General features: G+C 62.1%; 12 protein-coding genes and 1 pseudogene. 4 read left to right on the top strand and 9 right to left on the bottom strand.

The annotated features are described in order from the left end of the window. Positions 1 to 25: 25 nt before the first annotated feature. Complete coding sequence (locus ACYG9R_RS05860; RefSeq protein ID WP_023667728.1) at positions 26 to 1372, top strand: family 1 glycosylhydrolase; 1347 nt, start codon at positions 26 to 28, stop codon at positions 1370 to 1372. Between the two features lie 237 nt (positions 1373 to 1609). After that, positions 1610 to 1951, top strand: coding sequence for an SDR family oxidoreductase (locus tag ACYG9R_RS05865; protein WP_460221634.1), 342 nt, complete (start codon positions 1610 to 1612; stop codon positions 1949 to 1951). Positions 1952 to 2123: 172 nt separating this feature from the next. Here the strand turns inward: ACYG9R_RS05865 and ACYG9R_RS05870 are convergent, their stop codons facing one another. From ACYG9R_RS05870 to ACYG9R_RS05900, 7 genes and pseudogenes are all read right to left on the bottom strand, one after another. Beyond that, positions 2124 to 2666: a protein TonB gene (locus tag ACYG9R_RS05870; protein ID WP_245260041.1), complete on the bottom strand. Its 543-nt coding sequence runs from the start codon at positions 2664 to 2666 to the stop codon at positions 2124 to 2126. A gap of 240 nt (positions 2667 to 2906) precedes the next feature. Then, a pseudogene (locus tag ACYG9R_RS05875) lies at positions 2907 to 3137 on the bottom strand (Arm DNA-binding domain-containing protein); the annotation flags it as partial. A gap of 291 nt (positions 3138 to 3428) precedes the next feature. Continuing rightward, positions 3429 to 4991 (bottom strand): glutamine-hydrolyzing GMP synthase, encoded by a 1563-nt coding sequence (guaA, locus tag ACYG9R_RS05880; protein WP_023732330.1) that lies wholly within the window; start codon positions 4989 to 4991, stop codon positions 3429 to 3431. Between the two features lie 55 nt (positions 4992 to 5046). Next, positions 5047 to 5712 (bottom strand): 5'-methylthioadenosine/S-adenosylhomocysteine nucleosidase, encoded by a 666-nt coding sequence (locus ACYG9R_RS05885; protein WP_031199269.1) that lies wholly within the window; start codon positions 5710 to 5712, stop codon positions 5047 to 5049. After that, the gene (locus ACYG9R_RS05890; protein ID WP_023686843.1) at positions 5712 to 6170 is read right to left on the bottom strand and encodes a PaaI family thioesterase; all 459 of its coding nucleotides are present in this window, start codon (positions 6168 to 6170) and stop codon (positions 5712 to 5714) included. Before ACYG9R_RS05890 ends, ACYG9R_RS05885 begins: the two co-directional genes overlap by 1 nt. A gap of 84 nt (positions 6171 to 6254) precedes the next feature. Further along, entirely contained in the window at positions 6255 to 6707 is a 453-nt protein-coding gene (locus ACYG9R_RS05895) for a TspO/MBR family protein (RefSeq protein WP_023823626.1), read from the bottom strand. Positions 6708 to 6779: 72 nt separating this feature from the next. Next, on the bottom strand, positions 6780 to 8069 hold the full coding sequence (locus ACYG9R_RS05900) for an RsmB/NOP family class I SAM-dependent RNA methyltransferase (protein ID WP_023823627.1): 1290 nt from the start codon (positions 8067 to 8069) through the stop codon (positions 6780 to 6782). Positions 8070 to 8388: 319 nt separating this feature from the next. On the opposite strand from ACYG9R_RS05900, the gene ACYG9R_RS05905 reads away from it, so the two are divergent. Continuing rightward, complete coding sequence (locus ACYG9R_RS05905) at positions 8389 to 9066, top strand: MIP/aquaporin family protein (protein WP_023823628.1); 678 nt, start codon at positions 8389 to 8391, stop codon at positions 9064 to 9066. A 64-nt stretch (positions 9067 to 9130) separates the two neighbouring features. Here ACYG9R_RS05905 and katG read toward each other — a convergent pair whose 3' ends face one another. Further along, positions 9131 to 11326 (bottom strand): catalase/peroxidase HPI, encoded by a 2196-nt coding sequence (gene katG / locus ACYG9R_RS05910; RefSeq protein WP_023823629.1) that lies wholly within the window; start codon positions 11324 to 11326, stop codon positions 9131 to 9133. A 140-nt stretch (positions 11327 to 11466) separates the two neighbouring features. Between katG and ACYG9R_RS05915 the strand changes: the two genes are divergently transcribed. After that, complete coding sequence (locus ACYG9R_RS05915; RefSeq protein ID WP_023823630.1) at positions 11467 to 12375, top strand: hydrogen peroxide-inducible genes activator; 909 nt, start codon at positions 11467 to 11469, stop codon at positions 12373 to 12375. A 104-nt stretch (positions 12376 to 12479) separates the two neighbouring features. Here the strand turns inward: ACYG9R_RS05915 and ACYG9R_RS05920 are convergent, their stop codons facing one another. Then, positions 12480 to 13583, bottom strand: a complete 1104-nt coding sequence (locus tag ACYG9R_RS05920; protein WP_023823631.1) for a calcium:cation antiporter — start codon at positions 13581 to 13583, stop codon at positions 12480 to 12482. Between the last annotated feature and the right edge of the window lie 96 nt (positions 13584 to 13679).

Raw genomic sequence — 13679 nt, forward strand, 5'->3', positions numbered from 1 at the left:
TCTCCGCCTTGGCTAAGGACCATCAATGTTCACGTTCATGTTTGCCACCGGCATCGAGAACAGCACCCCCACCATTCGACAAGGCCGGGAGCGCGTCGACGAAATGGAAAAATGCCGCTTCTACGAACGATGGCGTACCGACTTCGAACTGGTCCAGGATCTCGGGGTGCATTTCCTCCGCTACGGACCGCCCATCCACAAAACGTGGCTGGGTGACGGACGGTACGATTGGGCATTCGCCGATGAGACCTTCGCGGACCTGAAGGCGAAAGACATTCTTCCGATCGTCGACCTTTGCCACTTTGGCGTGCCGGACTGGATTGGCAACTTCCAGAACCCGGACTTTCCGACACTATTCGAGCACTACGCCAGGGATTTCGCGATGCGCTATCCGTGGATCCAGCTCTTCACCCCAATAAATGAGATGTTCATCTGCGCCACCTTTTCGGCCCGCTGGGGATGGTGGAACGAACAACTGAGCAGCGACACTGCCTTCGTCACCGCCCTCAAGCACATCGTGAAGGCGAACGTGCTTGCCATGCGGGCGATTCTCGAGGTGCGGCCGGACGCCATCTTCATTCAGAGCGAATCCTCGGAATACTTCCACGCCGATTCTCCCGAGGCGGTCGGCAGAGCGGAACGGTTCAACAGCGAGCGTTTCCTGTCGCTTGACCTCAACTACGGTCATGACGTCGACGCGCACACCTATCGCTATCTTCTCGAAAACGGGATGACGGCCGAAGAATACAGTTTCTTCCTGGAAAGCCATCTGCGCAGGCATTGCGTGATGGGCACCGACTATTACCAGACCAACGAACATCGGGTTTGGGCAGACGGAACGACGTCCGGGTCCGGCGAGGTGTTTGGCTATGACGAGATCACGCGGCAGTACTTCAACCGCTACCGGCTTCCCGTAATGCATACGGAGACCAACATCAGCGAAGGCCCCAATGGAGACGAGGCCGTCTATTGGCTGTGGAAAGAGTGGGCCAACGTGCTGCGGATCCGCAACGATGGCATCCCCATCGTAGGCTTCACCTGGTACTCGCTGACGGATCAGGTGGACTGGGACAGTGCGCTTCGGGAGAACAACGGACGGATCAATCCGCTCGGCCTCTATGACCTCGACCGAAATCCGAGGGCGGTGGGGCGCGCTTTCAAGGCGCTGATCGCGAACTGGAACAAGCTGTTGGCCACACAAAGTGTCTGCCTTGCTTTGCCGGTCTTTCTTCCCTCACAGCAAGACGATGCCATTGTTCGCGCGCAACAGGATTATGCGCGCAGCCTGCTGAGCGTGGATCGGGTCGCTGAAGGCTGGACTGAACCACTTGCTGCTCCCCAGAAAGAGGTCGAACCCGATGCGCCTGGATAACAAGACTGCATTGTAACCGGTGCTGCAAGCGGCATTGGACTGGCCATCGCCATGCGGTTGGGCACCGAAGGTGCACGGGTGAGCCGACGTGGGTGGAGGCAAGGTCGAGAAGGCGCGCATCGGTTCGACAAGGGGCGCGCCGGGGAGGCCGCTATCACGGTGCTGTCGACTTGCGCTCACGCGTTCGGCAGGTTGGTAATAATCGTCAACAACGCGCCGGCCTGATAATCTTTAACCATTGAGGCATTCACTAGAGCGGGCTGGCTGAAGGTGCTGAGCGTCGACCTGCTGGGAGCAATTTATTTCGCCGGAAAGGCATTCGCTCATATGACATCTGGGGGCGTCATCGTAAAACATATTGAGTGTGCGCGGTCGAGACGAGCTCCGCATGTCGAGCTATACGCCGCGGCAAAGGCCACCCTCCTGTCTCTAACCGAGACCCGACGCAGTTCGCACCTTGGCCGACTGGGCATGAATCCGGACGATTACCGAACCAAATGGAACCTGCCTCGCAATTACCCGATGGTGGCACCCAACTATTCGGGAAGCGTTCCGCATATCGCCTCTAACACCCAGTAGCGGACAGCTCTCGCCTGAGGCGTCAGTCGTCGTTGAAGCGCTCCGGCATCGCATTCGAGGCCAAGGCTGGTGCACAAGGATCATGACATCGAATTCCACTCTTTACAGGAACAAGTGCCTTTCCTCGGGATTAGGATTCGACGCCGCAACGGCGTCGAACCCCAAAGGAGACTCACATGAAACGTAAGATTTTGACAGCTACAGCGATCTCTCTCTGTCTCGCCACCGCGGCCTTGGCGCAGTCGTCGGGAACATCCAGCGGCACGAACGGAACGTCCGGCTCATCGGCCGGGTCCAGTATGAGCTCTACGTCCGGCTCCGGCCAAAGCGGTATCCCGAGCGGCTGGGACAGCAAGCTCTCCGGCTCATTCTTCAGCGACGCCAATTCGGGAAGACTTCTGTCGCAGGATGAGATCCGCAAGAACTGGTCGTCCCTGAGCTCTGAACAGCAGGCACAGGTTCGCTCCGACTGCTCGAGGATGACGGCCAGTAACGGCACTGGCTCTGGCACAATGACCGGCACGTCAGGTAGCTCGGCTTCGACCGGCAGTGATACAACGGCGAGTATCGGCACCGGCTCTGGCACAGCCACCGGCACTTCAGGCAGCTCTGGTTCGACCGGCAGTAACACCACGGCCAGCAACAGCACTGGTTCGGGTACAACCACCGGCACGTCGGGATCCTCGAATACAGCTGGCGATACGACCGCCAGCACCAGCACGGGTTCGGGCGCGAACTCGGCTGCTCAAATGGCTTCGATGCGGCAACTCTGCACTCAGGTTCAAGGGATGTGAGTGAATGCGGCGCTCCGGGCCGGCTTGGCCGGAATAAGAAGAGGCCTTGAAGGCCCGGGCACCGCTTTGGTTTGGTAGCCATTTCGGCGCTGAAGTCGGCCGGAGACCGGGGTGACAACTCGGCGCTTGTCGCGCTGCTTTTCTATCGCCGGCGACCGTCACTCGCCAATAGCGCGCTTCGCGTCGAGACACTTCTCCCGGCTGAGGCAAGCGAGATTCCGTCCCGTCCATACCTGCCAAGATAGACCGTCTCGCGGCCTCCGTTGAGCCTGTAATCCAGCCGAAAGGAGATCGCGCCACTAGGCATGACGCGAACATACATGCCGTCACGGTCCGCAATCTTGTAGATTTCCCTTTTGGTTCAGGGCTTTAAGGGCGACGTCCGTCAGCATTCCCCGGTACCTCCTGAAAAGTACCGTCAGTACAATTTCGAGGCTCTTCGGCAGAACATTCGTTTTATCTCCGGTGCCTTAAGGCATCAAAAAACACCGTCAGAGCCTCATTGGATCTGACGGTACTTCGAAAAATCTGAGCTAGCAATTTGCGGAAGGTCCGTCAGCCGGTCCGTCAAATCCAATCTCCGCACCGATTGTCGCTGATTGTCTCCGAATGGATTTATACGTGTTATCAAATGGTTGTGGCGTACAATGGCGTGTTTTCGGCGGCGTTTGAGTGGGCCTGAATCACTCCCACTCGATGGTGCCTGGCGGCTTTGACGTCACGTCGTAGACGACGCGGTTGATGCCGCGGACTTCGTTGATGATGCGGGTGGCCGCCGCGCCGAGGAAAGCCATGTCGTAGTGGTAGAAGTCGGCGGTCATGCCGTCGACGGACGTCACGGCGCGCAGGGCGCAGACGAATTCGTAGGTGCGGCCGTCGCCCATCACACCGACGGTCTGCACCGGAAGCAGCACGGCGAAAGCCTGCCAGATGGCGTCGTAGAGGCCGGCCTTGCGGATCTCGTCGAGATAGATGGCGTCGGCCTCGCGCAGGATTTCGAGCTTTTCGCGGGTGATACCGCCGGGGCAGCGGATGGCAAGGCCTGGTCCGGGGAACGGATGGCGGCCAATAAAACTTTCGGGCAGGCCGAGTTCCTTGCCCAGTGCCCTCACCTCGTCCTTGAACAGTTCGCGCAACGGCTCGACCAGCTGCATGTTCATGCGCGCCGGCAGGCCGCCGACATTGTGGTGCGACTTGATGGTCACCGACGGGCCGCCGGTGAAGGAGACGCTCTCGATGACGTCGGGATAGAGCGTGCCTTGCGCCAGGAAATCGGCGCCGCCGAGTTTCTTGGCCTCTTCCTCGAACACTTCGATGAACAGCCGGCCGATGGTCTTGCGCTTCTTCTCGGGGTCGGACTCGCCTTCCAGCGCCGAGATGAATTTTTCCGACGCGTCGACCAGGATCAGCGGCAGATTATAGTGCTGGCGGAACATCGCCACCACGCCGGCGGCCTCGTCCTTGCGCATCAGGCCATGGTCGACGAGGATGCAGGTCAGCTGGTCGCCGACCGCTTCGTGGATCAGCAAGGCAGCGACCGATGAATCCACGCCGCCCGACAGCGCGCAGATCACCTTGCCCTTGCCGACCTGTTTGCGAATTGTCTCGACCGCATGCTCGCGATAGGCGCGCATCGTCCAGTCGCCTTCGATGCCGGCGATGTTGTGCACGAAGTTTCTCAGCAGCCTGGCGCCATCCGGCGTATGCACAACTTCCGGGTGGAACATGATGCCGTACATCTTGCGCGCGACGTTGCCGAAGATGGCGAAAGGCGAGCCTTCCGACTTGCCGAAGACTTCGAACCCCTTGGGCAGCGAGATGACGCGGTCGCCATGGCTCATCCACACCTGGTGGCGCTGGCCTGGCGCCCACAGGCCCTCGAACAGCGGGCTGTCCTTTTCGATCTCGACGAAGGCGCGGCCGAATTCGCGATGGTTCGAGCTTTCGGCGACGCCGCCCATCTGCACGCACATGGCCATCTGGCCGTAGCAGATACCGAGCACAGGTACGCCGGCATCGAAGACGATCTGCGGCGCGCGCGGGCTGCCGATGTCCGATGTCGAGGCGGGACCGCCCGACAGGATCACGGCTTTCGGATTGATGCGCTTGAAGGCAGCTTCGGCCGATTGGAACGGCACGATCTCGGAAAACACGCCAGCCTCGCGGATGCGGCGGGCGATGAGTTGCGTAAACTGGCTGCCGAAATCGACAATCAGGACTGTATCGGGATGATTGGCTGTCGTCATGGCGAGCCTTTAGAGAAAGAAACGAGTCGGCGCAATGGGGTGCGCAACCCGACTTTCAGAGCGGCGCCGACTCTTGCCCAGGCTGCTCCTTGTGTAGCGTGCCGGAGCCGATGGCCTGTTCGAGCCGAGCGACCGCATCCGCCAGCTTCTCGTCGATGACATGCAGATATTCGGTCCAGTCGCCAACGTGGCGCAGATCGGCTGCACCGTCTGAAATGCCGCGCAGGCCGATAAGCGGGACATCCAACAACTGGCAGGCGCGCAGGCAGGCGAAGGTTTCCATGTCGACCATATCGGCGGCGATGGCGTCGTACGCGGCGCCGGTGATGATGGCGCCGCCGGTCGACAGGCTGGCTTCTTTAATGCCCGGTATCCTGAATGATAGCGGGACGGTCACCGGCAGGTCGAGGAACGGTGTCGCGCCTTTTTCGAAGCCTAGCGGCGAAGCGTCGATGTCGCGATAGCTGACCGAGACCGCCTGGTAGATTTCCGTCTGCTCTAGTGTGCGGCTGCCGGCGGAGCCGAGCGAGACGACGAGATCGGGCAACGCCTTCTCGGATTTCAGCCATGACAGTTCGGCGCCGAGCCGCACACCTGCCTCTACCGGGCCGACGCCCGTCATCAGCGGCGTGAACAGTTTTTGCAGATGCGGACCGTACTCGGCCTGCGCCGCCATGACGAAGAGGACGTCCTTGCCACCAATTCGCGTAATTTTGGCCATCAGCCTGCTATCCCGTCACGGCCAACCACCGTCATCATCGTGCCGGTCATGGTCGCGATCAGCTTGGCCTCGCCATCGGCGGCAAAGGCGTAGGCCTGGCCGTCGGCGACGATGATGGTGCGGCCGGGCTTGGTCACCGAGCCGCGGAACAGGAAGCGTTCGCCCCGGCCGGGCGCCAGGAGATTGACCTTGAACTCGATGGTCAGCACGCCGGAATTTTCCGGCATCAGCGAGAACGCGGCGTAGCCGCAAGCCGAGTCCAGTGCGGTCGAAATCACGCCGGCATGCAGGAAACCATGCTGCTGCGTGAGTGCGGCCGAATAGGGCATTTCGATCTCGATGATGCCCGGCGTCACAAGCGTCAGTTCGGCGCCGATGGTCGCCATCGCCTGCTGGCGCGCGAACGACGCCCTGACGCGGTCCTCATAATCGGGTGCGGGTACGATCTTTGCTGCCATGGCCATCGCCCTGATTTATCTGCAAAGCTTATCGCAGACGCCTGAACGCCACGCAAATGCTTTTGCTGCACTGCAGCAAAGCACTCAGTTCAACAGGAGCAGCGACGCGTTGAGCAAGGTGGCGAAGGCTACCCACGCGGCATAGGGCGCAAACAGCCAGCCGGAAACCCGGTCGCGGTTCCACACCCTGGCTATGAACAGCGCAATGCTGGCGAGAAGAGCCAGGATCACGACCAGTGCCGGCCCCATCTGTTTGGCGCCGAAGAAAGTCGGCGACCACGCGAAGTTCAGAACAAGCTGGAGGGCCCAGATCTTCATCGCGGCGGCTGCTCGTTCCCGCTCCCATGTCCGCCAGCCGGCCACGGCGATCAGCACATAGAGGAGCGTCCAGGCCGGCGCGAAGACCCAGTTGGGCGGGTTGAAGGGCGGCTTGGCGAGCGAGGCATACCATTCACCCGGCAGCGTCGCATAGCCGATCAACAGGCCGCCGCCGAGCACCAGAAGGAGGAAAAGCAGAAGCGACACATATCTTTGCAAGAATTCTACCCCGTCTGGCGGCCGACGCCGCGCATCTGCAACTGGCGCTATGTCAGCCTGTCAATCGCAGCGTCAATTCGCCCGACGCAGCGCACAGAAATGGAACCCGTCGGTGCCGCTCAGAGCCGGCGACAGCGAGATATCGCTTGTCTTGCCGATCCGGGCGGCCGCTGCGTGACCGGGGAAGCTGGCATCCCAGAGCGCGCGATGATCGACCGGAACGAAGCCCTTGTGCCGTTCGCGAAAGGCGGCGACCTGCTCGCCATTCTCCTCGTCGAACACCGAACAGGTGATGTAGACCAGCAGGCCGCCCGGTTTGACATAGGCATTCGCCGCATCGAGGATCGCCGACTGCTCGCCCTTGCGGGCATCGAGCTGTCTTTGCGTCAGCCGCCATTTGGCGTCTGGACGGCGCCGCCAGGTGCCGCTGCCGGTGCAGGGCGCATCGACCAGCACAATGTCCATATGGCCTGCGAGGGGGCTGAGCTCAGCCGCCTTGGTGACAACCTGGACGTTGCGGTTTTCCGAACGGCGGATGCGGTCGAAGATCGGCGCCAGCCGCGCCTTTTCGGCATCATGGGCGAAGACCTGACCTTTGTTGGCCATCGCCGCAGATAGCGCCAGCGTCTTGCCGCCGGCGCCGGCGCAGAAATCGAGCACCTGCATCCCGGCTTGCGCGCCGGCAAGGGTTGCAACGATCTGCGAACCCTCGTCCTGAACCTCGAACCAGCCCTTTTGGAAAGCCGGCTCGGCCTGTACGTTGGGGTGCCGGCCGTCGCCGTCGATGGGCGGGATGCGAATGCCTTGCGGCGCAATAGCAGCTGCCTTGGCGCCGGTGTCGGCGAGTTCCGCCAGCACTTTGGCGCGGTCGGACTGCAGCGTGTTGACCCTGATGTCGAGCGGCGGGCGGGTCGCCAAAGCCGCCCCTTCCGCAACCCAGTCTGCGCCAAAGGCTCGTTCGAACAACGGCGCGCACCAGTCGGGTACGTCCGCCCGCACCGCCTCCGGCGCGTCTTCAGGCCGGCGCTCGGCCAGCGCCTGCAACTCGGCGGCGCTGAGCAACGGTGGCGCGAACTTGTCGCCCTCGAGCGCATCGTTGAGCGACTGCGGCGTCTGGCCCCATTCGATGAGCAGCGCGCCGAAGCCGATGGCGCGGGGCGTGTCTTCACCCAAAAGCCAGCCGGCGGAACGTTTGTGGCGCAGCGCGTCGTAGACGATGTTGCCGATCGCCGCGCGGTCGCCGCCGCCCGCAAAGCGATGCGACAGGCCCCAATCTTTCAGCGCATCGGCCACCGGCCGGTGGCGCCGGCCAATGTCGTCCAGCACTTCAATGGCTGCCGCCAGCCGTCCGCCCAGTCGCATTCGTCATTCCATCTATCGAGCACAGTATCTTTCGGCCTGCTCTTAGAGCGTTTCGCGTCGAGATTGAACCCCGCTTGAATTTCGCGGCGACGAGGCCTTCCGCTCGCGGCCGACGATTTTCCCCGCCGGCAAATGTCTGCACGCCGGCGATAACAAATCTCAAATATATGCAAGGTCTCTAATGTTGGTAACTGGCCGCCGTAAGCACGATCTGTGGCGCAATTGCTCTGCTTTCCAAGCTTTTGCGTTGGGAATACTCTTTGCGCCATGATTCGCGGCGCGGAAAAGCGGACCGACGGATCGATACGAGGAGAGGGCAATGAAAACGTATCTTGCGGAAGTTCTAGGGACATTTCTATTGGTGTTTATCGGCACGGCGTCGGTGGCGACGGGTGGCTTTCTCGCCGACTTGCCGCTGGGCCAGGAAGCCATCGGCCTGGCGTTCGGCATCGGCCTGATTGCGGCGGCTTACGCGGTGGGTCCCATCTCAGGCGCACATCTCAACCCGGCCGTCACGCTCGGCGTCTTCCTTGCCGGCCGGCTGCCGGCCAAGGATGTCATTCCTTACTGGATCGCGCAGATCATCGGCGCCATTCTGGCCTCGCTGGCGCTGTGGATCATCGTCTCCGGCCAGACCGGCGGGCACACCACCGGTTTCGGCGCCAATGGCTGGGACGTGGCGAAATGGGGGACGAGTTCGGCCTTCCTATGGGAGCTGATCGGCACCTTCACCTTCGTCACCGTCATCCTCGGCGTCACCGCCGAGAAGCACTCGACGGCGTTCGCCGGCCTGGTCATCGGCCTGACGCTGGCCGGACTGCACTTCGCAATGATCCCGGTGACCGGCACCTCGCTCAATCCGGCGCGTTCGATCGGCCCGGCGCTGTTTACCGGCGGCGCAGCCCTCAGCCAGCTCTGGCTGTTCATCGTTGCGCCGCTGATCGGCGGCGCAATCGCTGGCATCGTCGCCAAGGCACGCATCTTCGAAAAGGACTGATTTCGAAGCCTGCGAAAACGAAGGGCGCGGGCCTCGGCCCGCGCCCTTCGTTTGGGAGGTTGTATCAGGCAGCGATGTCGAAACGGTCGGCGTTCATCACCTTGGTCCACGCCTTGACGAAATCGCCAACGAATTTCTGCTCGGCATCCGCCGACCCGTAGACCTCGGCCAGCGCGCGCAGTTGCGCATGCGAGCCGAAGATCAGGTCGGCGCGTGTGGCGGTCCACCTGACTGCCCTGGTCTTGCGGTCGCGTGCTTCATAGACCTCATGCGAGCCCGGCTCGGAGGCCGGATCCCAGATGGTGCTCATCGAGAGCAGGTTGACGAAGAAGTCGTTCGTCAGCGTGCCCGGCCTGTCGGTCAACACACCATGCTTCGAGCCGCCGGTGTTGGCGCCGAGCACGCGCAGGCCACCAACCAGCACCGTCATCTCCGGCGCCGTCAGGTTGAGCAGTTGCGCCCGGTCGACCAGCATGGCTTCGACCGACATCGGCGGTTTGCCCCTGACATAGTTGCGGAAGCCGTCAATTTTCGGCTCGAGCGCCGCAAAGGAATGGACGTCGGTCTGCGCCTGCGAGGCGTCGGTGCGGCCGGGCGTGAAGGGAACCTTCACCGCATTGCCGCCATCCGTTGCGGCTTTCTCGACCGCGGCGACGCCGCCGAGCACGATGAGGTCGGCCAGCGAGACCTTCTTGCCGCCTGCGTTGAACTCGTTCTGGATGGCTTCGAGCTTCGCCAGCACGGTGGCCAGTTCGACAGGCTGGTTGACCTCCCAGTCCTTCTGCGGCGCCAGACGAATGCGCGCGCCATTGGCGCCGCCGCGCTTGTCGGAGTTGCGGAAGGTCGAGGCCGAGGCCCAGGCGGTCGAGACCAATTGCGAAACGCTGAGGCCCGAAGCCAGGATCTTGGCCTTCAGCAATGCGATATCCTGGTCGCTGACCAGCTCATGGTCGACGGCCGGAACCGGATCCTGCCAGATCAGCTCTTCCTTCGGCACCAGCGGGCCGAGATACCGCACGACCGGCCCCATGTCGCGATGGGTGAGCTTGTACCAGGCACGGGCGAAGGCATCGGCGAACTGCTCCGGATGCTCGTGGAAGCGGCGCGAGATCTTCTCATAGGCCGGGTCGGCCCGCAGCGCGAGGTCGGTGGTCAGCATTGCCGGCGCATGACGCTTCGAGGGATTGTGCGCGTCCGGCACCGTAACCGCGCCAGAGCCGCCCTTCGGCGTCCACTGATGGGCCCCGGCCGGGCTCTTGGTCAGCTCCCATTCGAAGTTGAAGAGATTGTCGAAGAAGTTGTTGCTCCACTTGGTCGGCGTCGTCGTCCAGGTAACTTCGAGGCCGGATGTGATCGCATCGCCGGCAATGCCGGTGGCATGCTTGCTCGACCAGCCGAGGCCCTGCGCCTCGATGCCCGCGCCTTCCGGCTCGGCGCCGACCAGTGTTGCATCACCGGCGCCATGGGTCTTGCCGAAGGTGTGGCCGCCGGCGATCAGCGCCACGGTTTCCTCATCGTTCATTGCCATGCGTCCGAAGGTCTCGCGGATGTCGCGGGCCGAGGCCAGCGGATCCGGCTTGCCGTTCGGCCCTTCCGGGTTGACGTAGATCAGGCCCATCTGCACCGCGCCGAGATGGCCGTGCAACTCACGGTCGCCGGAATAGCGCTTGTCGTCGAGCCACTTGGTTTCCGAACCCCAGTCGACATCCTGCTCGGGCTCCCAGACATCGGCGCGGCCACCGGCGAAGCCAAAGGTCTTGAAGCCCATCGATTCCAGCGCGACGTTGCCAGTGAGAATCAACAGGTCGGCCCAGGAGATCTTGCGGCCGTATTTCTGCTTGACCGGCCACAAAAGCCGGCGCGCCTTGTCGAGATTGGCGTTGTCCGGCCAGCTGTTCAGCGGCGCGAAACGCTGCTGGCCCGCACCGGCGCCACCCCGGCCGTCGCCGATGCGATAGGTGCCGGCGCTGTGCCAGGCCATGCGGATGAACAGCGGCCCGTAATGGCCGAAATCGGCCGGCCACCAATCCTGCGAATCCGTCAGCACCTTGTGCAAATCCTCGATCACCGCGTCGAGGTCGAGCGTCTTGAACTCCGCGGCGTAGTCGAAAGCTTCGCCCATCGGGTCCGAAAGGCTCGACTGCTGGTGGAGAACGCCGATGTCGAGCTGGTTCGGCCACCAGTCGCGGTTGGTCCTGGCGGAGGTTCCATGCGCGACCGGGCATTTGCCGGCGCTGTTGTCGTCGGTCATCGCGTCCATCTTGGCCTCCGAATTGCTGATTTATGTGTTGTTTTTTCCGGGCCGGCCGGGAGCCGCGCCACTCTGGAATGGTTCCAGACTAAGCCGTCTCTTCGATAAAAACAAATTGCCTTTCCTGTTTGTTGCGATAGGCTTTCCTTATGATTGGCTTGACCGTGCGGCAGATGCAATACTTCGAGGCTTTGGCGCAAACGCTGCATTTCGGCCGCGCCGCAAAACTTGCCGGCGTCAGCCAGCCGGCGCTGTCCGCGCAGATCGCCGAGATGGAGCAAAGGCTGAACTGCCGGCTGTTCGAGCGCGGCGGCAAGACGGTGCGGATGACGGAAGAGGCGGAAGCGCTGCTGCCACGCATCGAGCGCATCCTGCGCGACATCAGTGATGTCGAGACGACGGCCCGGCGCGGCCGCCCGGCCATGGAAGGCCGCTTCCGGCTGGGCATCATCCCGACCGTGGCACCCTATCTGCTGCCGCATGTATTGCCGGAACTGAAACGGCATTTTCCGTCCCTGCAACTCGAACTGCGCGAAGCAGTCACCGCATCGCTAGTCGAGGACACGGCAACCGGACGGCTCGACGCCTTCATCGCCGCGCTGCCGCTCGACCAGCCCGGCCTGGTCACCGAAGAACTGTTCGCCGACCGCTTCTTCCTCGCCGTGCCAGCCGGAGATCCAGCCTTCGCCTCGCCACCGGTGCCGCCGGAAAGCCCGGCGCTGGAGCGGCTGATGCTTTTGGAGGAAGGCCACTGCCTGCGCGAACAGGCGCTCGCGCTCTGCGGCAGCGTGCGCCCGGTGGCAATGGCAAGCTATGGCGCCACCAGCCTGACGACGCTCTTGCAGATGGTAGCGCATGGTCTCGGCGTCACGCTCATCCCCGAAATGGCGGCAAGGCCGGCCAGCGCCATGCCGGACCTCAAGATCGTGCCGTTCCAGGAGCCAATGCCGCAACGCACGATCTGCCTGGCCTGGCGCCGCAATAAGGTGCGGCATGATGAGTGCGTCGAGTTGGCGAAGATCATTCGCGGGCTGGGTGGGGTGGTGATGGGGGTGTGAGTCGTTTGGGTCTTGGATGTCGCCTTGGGAACCCCGAAAAGCTCAAATCAGGCGCGTTCGAGAATACCCGCCTTGATGGCTGGTCGCCAGATCGCACCAAAGCCTCAAGGGATAAATACCAGAAATACGTACGTAAAAAACACAACGGCATGGACGATTCCGGTCAGGAAGGTCGTCCTTTCGTTGCTAAAGCTTACGCCGCATATGAAAAGCGCTAAAACCAAAAGTACTGCGTCAGCTTCCGGGAGCCCCAGGGTTAAGCCTCGTCCCGTAAGCAGGCTGGCTGCTGCGACCGCAGGTATCGTCAAGCCAATCGTGGCGCAAGCCGAACCCATTGCGACATTCAGGCCGCGCTGCAGCTCATTGTTGAGTGAAGCACGAACCGCCGAAATGGCTTCCGGCATCAAAACCAGACCCGCGATCATTGCCCCCACAATGCTGTCAGCCTGGGTCACCTGGTAAGCAACGAGCGCATTTTCAACACTTGCGGCGACCTGCTCGGCGAGCATGACAATTCCGATCAGTCCGATTATCAGGAGCAGAGCGCTGGAAGAGATGCTTTTGTGAGGGGCGGTTCGCGCCGAAAGGTCGTGTGCCAGTCCTTCGATGAAGTCGTCCCGGTGCCGGACGGTTTGCGCGAACACAAAACTTGCATAGAGCAGCACGGAAAGTACGCTCACAAGGCCAAGCTGAGCTGCCGAAAATGTGCCGGGATCGGTGGTCCGTGTATAGGTCGGCAGGATAAGCGTCATGACGGTCAGTGCGGCCAGAACCGCCAGATATGCGCTTGTCCCTTGCCGGACAATTGCCTGCTTGCGATGACGCCAGCCGCCAAACGTGAGACACGTCCCCACAACGCCGGTGGAGGCAATCATCACCGTCGAGAAGACGGACTCACGTGCAAGCGTGGGGTTGTTCTCTCCATGCAGCATCATGGAAACGATGATCGACACTTCGATTGCCGTCACGGCAAAAGTCAGCACCAATGTGCCGTAAGGCTCCCCCACACGGTGGGCCACCGCCTCGGCGTGATCGAGCACCACGAAAATAGTGATGAACATGATCGCACTCGAGAGCGCTCCGACGAGAATCCTGACGCTCGGCGAACCTTCGTCCACCGATAGCCCGCTGACTCTGACCGCAACGGCTAGTGCCAGCGCGGCCAAAGGCATCGCATAGGAAGTCGCTGATCGTGCGAAACCAGTCATTCAAGCCCCAATGCGTTCGGCGAACCTTGCGGAAGCCTGTCGAGCACCCCAGTGTCGTTTCGAAGCCGGGCAGTCCCGTCCCCCGGCGTTCAACCC

Source organism: Mesorhizobium sp. RSR565B (assembly GCF_054719465.1).

Excerpts from the sequence above, each read along its gene's own strand:
- katG (WP_023823629.1), bottom strand. The coding sequence starts at position 11,326 with ATGGACGCGATGACCGACGACAACAGCGCCGGCAAATGCCCGGTCGCG.
- guaA (WP_023732330.1), bottom strand. The coding sequence starts at position 4,991 with ATGACGACAGCCAATCATCCCGATACAGTCCTGATTGTCGATTTCGGC.
- ACYG9R_RS05900 (WP_023823627.1), bottom strand. The coding sequence starts at position 8,069 with ATGCGACTGGGCGGACGGCTGGCGGCAGCCATTGAAGTGCTGGACGAC.
- ACYG9R_RS05905 (WP_023823628.1), top strand. The coding sequence starts at position 8,389 with ATGAAAACGTATCTTGCGGAAGTTCTAGGGACATTTCTATTGGTGTTT.
- ACYG9R_RS05890 (WP_023686843.1), bottom strand. The coding sequence starts at position 6,170 with ATGGCAGCAAAGATCGTACCCGCACCCGATTATGAGGACCGCGTCAGG.
- ACYG9R_RS05915 (WP_023823630.1), top strand. The coding sequence starts at position 11,467 with ATGATTGGCTTGACCGTGCGGCAGATGCAATACTTCGAGGCTTTGGCG.
- ACYG9R_RS05860 (WP_023667728.1), top strand. The coding sequence starts at position 26 with ATGTTCACGTTCATGTTTGCCACCGGCATCGAGAACAGCACCCCCACC.
- ACYG9R_RS05885 (WP_031199269.1), bottom strand. The coding sequence starts at position 5,712 with ATGGCCAAAATTACGCGAATTGGTGGCAAGGACGTCCTCTTCGTCATG.
- ACYG9R_RS05920 (WP_023823631.1), bottom strand. The coding sequence starts at position 13,583 with ATGACTGGTTTCGCACGATCAGCGACTTCCTATGCGATGCCTTTGGCC.